We start from the raw sequence: 3,693 nt of genomic DNA, 5'->3' as shown, positions 1-3,693 counted from the left end.
CACAACGGTGCGCGCCCACCAATCCGATCACAGGCGTCCGCCGACGGCGCCAGGGCGGCGACCCCGAAACGCCCGGGCGGCTCCGCCCGCGGTGATCGCACCCCGGGCACCGAACGGGTCGACCGGCGCCAGCAGTCCGGCAGGGGGAGCCGGCCGGACCGGCCAGACCGGACGGAACGGCTCGACCGTGGCGACCGGGCCCAGGGCAGGAACCGCGGCTCCGGCCCGCCGCCCAGGTCCGGCCAGTCGGACCCGGGGCGCGGAGAGGACGGGACGGGCCCGCGCGGCCGGCGCGGCTGAGCGGCTCGCACCCACATCAGCGGGAACGGCCGGAGATTCCGTGCCTGGCACCAATGTGCCATGCGGCGCGGTCACCGGTTCGGGGGTTCGGCCCCGCCGGACACGGAGTCGTCGACCGGAGCCAGGGGCCGGCGGGACCACCCATCCGCCCTCAGGTCCTAAAATTAGCTACTTATCCACTACTCTCCTAATTCGTATGACTACTGACGATTAACGCAGTCTGCGCGCATCGGGGCAATGAGGATGGATCCCCGGTCGCGCTCGCCACGACGCGATGGCCCCCGTGACCCCAAGCGGATCCCCAACCGCGCATCACCGACCGAAGCGGACCCGCCGGAGGTCCTCACAGCCGGTGCACGAGGGCGGGTTGTCCCAAGACATTCGCGAGATCCTCCGGCCGTCCTCGTACACTGGACACGCTGTGCGCGGGCCCCGCCCAACGTCGCCGGTGAACGAGGCGCAGCGTCCCGCCGGTCGCGTCACTCGCCGCCGCGACGGGTTCCGGGCGACGAAGGTGTTCGGGGTCTCCGCCCACGGTGCGGCACGCTGGGCGGCACCGCCGCCCAGGTGAGGTAGGCAAGCCCGACGCCGGATTGTCCAGGTCGGGCCCGTGGACGACGGAGGCGCTGTGGTCGACGGAAACAACCGACCGCAGGCTGAGAACGTCGAGAGTGATCTGACGCTGAGCGTGCCGGGAGGCCGCGGTTCGATGACCCCCGCGGGCACCGCGGTGCTGGCCGAGTCCGTGCTGGACCGCCGTTACCGCCTGCTGTCCGCGCTCACCACTCGCGGCCCGGTGACTCTCTGGCGCGGCGACGACAACGTGCTCGCGCGGCCGGTCGCCGTCCGTATCGTCGAGCACGACCTGCTCGCCGTCGGCGAGGACGGCTCGCCTGCCCTCGGGGTGGACCCCGAGCAGGCCGCCCGTCGGCTGCTGGCGGCGGCCATCAACTCCGGCCGCCTGGTGCACCCCGGCGCGGCCTCCACCTACGACGCCACCACCACGACCGCGGGTTCACGCCGCATCTCCTACGTCGTCTCCGAATGGGTCGACGGCCGCACGCTGCGCCAGCTCACCGCGCAGGGGGCGCTGCGCCCCGAGCAGGCCGGCGCCGTGGTGCTGGCCGCCGCCCGGGTGATCGCCGCGGCGCACGAGCGGGGCATCCACCACGGCGATCTCAACCCTGGCGATGTCATCGTCTCCAGCCACGGCACCGTGAAGATCATCGATCTGGAGATCGGCGGCGTCCTCGCCGAGCTGGAGCGCGCCGGTTCGGGCGGCCTGGACGGGCCCGACGGCGCGGATCCGGAGGCCACCTACGTCTCCGGCAGCGGCGCGTCGGCGCAGGACATGGCCGCTGCGGATCTGCGGGCGCTCGGTGCCCTGCTGTACTCCGGGCTGACCGGCCACTGGCCCCTCGGCGGCGACCGCGGCCTGCCGGCGGCCCCGACCTCGGGCGGCCGGCTGCGCACCCCTCGGCAGGTCACCCCGACGGTGCCGCGCGACCTCGACGCGATCACGATGGCGACCCTCGGCGACGATCGTGCCGGCGCGCCGATCACCACCGCGACCGAGCTCGTCGCGGAGCTGGAGTCGGTCAACCCGGTAGACGCGGTCCTCGACACCGGTCTGATGAGCCTCGGCGACAGCTCGGCGGACGACGAGTCGATGGACGTCGGCGATTTCGACTCGACCGGCTACCTGGCCCCCTCGGACTACCCGGAGCAGAACCGCTACGCCGACACCGCCGGCTATCCCGGTCCGGGTCGCAACGACCGTTACGACACCCGGGTCGAGCGCCCCAGCGGCCCGCGCGGCGGCGACTCCGGGTACGGCGCCGGCGGGTTCGACACCCGTGGCGGCTACGACGACCGCAACCGGGACGACCGCCGCCGGGACGACCGCGGCTACCCGCCGGATGACCGCTACGCCCCCGCCCGGCCAGGCGGACGCCATGGATCGGGCCCGACGCTCGGCCGGGCCCTGCCGTGGATCGCCCTCATCGTCATCGTCATCGTCATCGCGGTCGTGGCGGTCGTCGCGCTGCACGACAACGGCAGCGGTGACAAACCCAGCCCGACGGCGACGTCCTCCGCTCAGATCAACGCCACTGGCAGTGCGCTGAAGCCGAACAGCGTCGACTCGTTCGACCCGTTCGGCTCGGACAAGAGCGAGAAGCCCGGCGAGGTCAACAACACCGTAGACGGCAATCCGTCCACGGTCTGGCACACCGAGGGCTACCGCTCGGCCCAGCTCGGCGGCCTCAAGCCAGGCGTGGGCCTGCGGTTGAACTTCCCCCGGCCGATCAGCCCCACCTCGGTGACGGTGCAGGTCAGCAGCGGTCCGATGACGCTCGAGCTCCGCAGCGCCGCGAACTCCTCGGACTCCATCGACGGCTACTCCGTGGTCGGCACGAAGACGGCCAACGCCGCCGGCACGGTGACCTTCTCCATGCCCTCCGACCTCACCGCCCAGTCGTGGGTCCTGTGGCTGACGTCACTCCCGCTGGACAACTCGGACGGCCAGTACCGAGGCTCGATAGCGGAGATCACCTTCCGGTCCTGAGCCCCGGGGGGAGCAGGTGGAAGGGCCGTGCGGGCGCCATTGCGCTGATCGCCGCGGCCCCACCTGGCCTGTTCGGAACCGGCCCACCCGCACCGGTTATCCGGCCGCGGGGAACCACAGCGCCTCGCCCACCGTCTCAGAAGAGGGACACCGCGACGCGGTGTGGCGGTCAGGCACCGCGCGACGGCACCCGCGGTCGGGAAGCCGGCGCCGCGAGGGCAGACCGCGTCCAGCCGACCTGCCGGAGGAGGTGATCAGCAATGGTGACTGAGCCGACGGATGAACGTTCCCGTCCGACCGGCACTCCGCTCGGGCGTCGCGGCCGGGGTCACGACCGGCACCCCAGCGTCGAGCTGATCGACGCTGTCGCCGGCGGCGAGCAGGTCACCCGTTCCGCCCGCGAACACATCGTGGCCTGCCCGGCCTGCCGGGAGTCAGTGGCCGCGCTGCGCCGGGTCCGGTCGGATCTGTCCCGCCTGGCGACGATGACGATGCCCGGTGACGTCGCCGAACGCATCCAGGCTGCGCTCGCCACCCGGGTGCCCGGCCCGAGTGACGAACCCGGTGACGAGCACACCACCACGCCGGACGCTCCCGACGATCGCGCCGCCGCGTCATCCCCCGGCGTGGCCACTCTCCCCGGCGCCGCCCCAGGCCACCACGCCGCCTCCGGCGACCCGGTGCGACGCGCGGGCCAGCCGGCTTCCGCCCGGCTGGTCGCCTCCCTCGAATCCACGGGATCGCACCGCGGCACAGCGGGTTCGTCAGGCGCTCCACGGTCGCCGGCCCCGCCGGTGGCGCCCGCCGCGTCGCGGACCCCGCGGGCG

The 3,693-nt window shown here is 73.4% G+C and carries 1 protein-coding gene and 1 pseudogene; both read left to right on the top strand.

Annotated elements, in window-relative coordinates:
• Positions 1-910: 910 nt before the first annotated feature.
• Positions 911-2,866: a protein kinase family protein gene (locus MXD58_RS22780; protein WP_250609890.1), complete on the top strand. Its 1,956-nt coding sequence runs from the start codon at positions 911-913 to the stop codon at positions 2,864-2,866.
• 260 nt (positions 2,867-3,126) lie between these two features.
• Positions 3,127-3,693 (top strand): annotated as a pseudogene (locus MXD58_RS22775) (hypothetical protein); the annotation flags it as partial.

The organism is Frankia sp. AgKG'84/4 (assembly GCF_023242965.2).
Taxonomy (GTDB): domain Bacteria; phylum Actinomycetota; class Actinomycetes; order Frankiales; family Frankiaceae; genus Frankia.
Note: the sequence above shows the minus strand (reverse complement) of the source record. Positions and strands in the feature narration are given on the sequence as shown.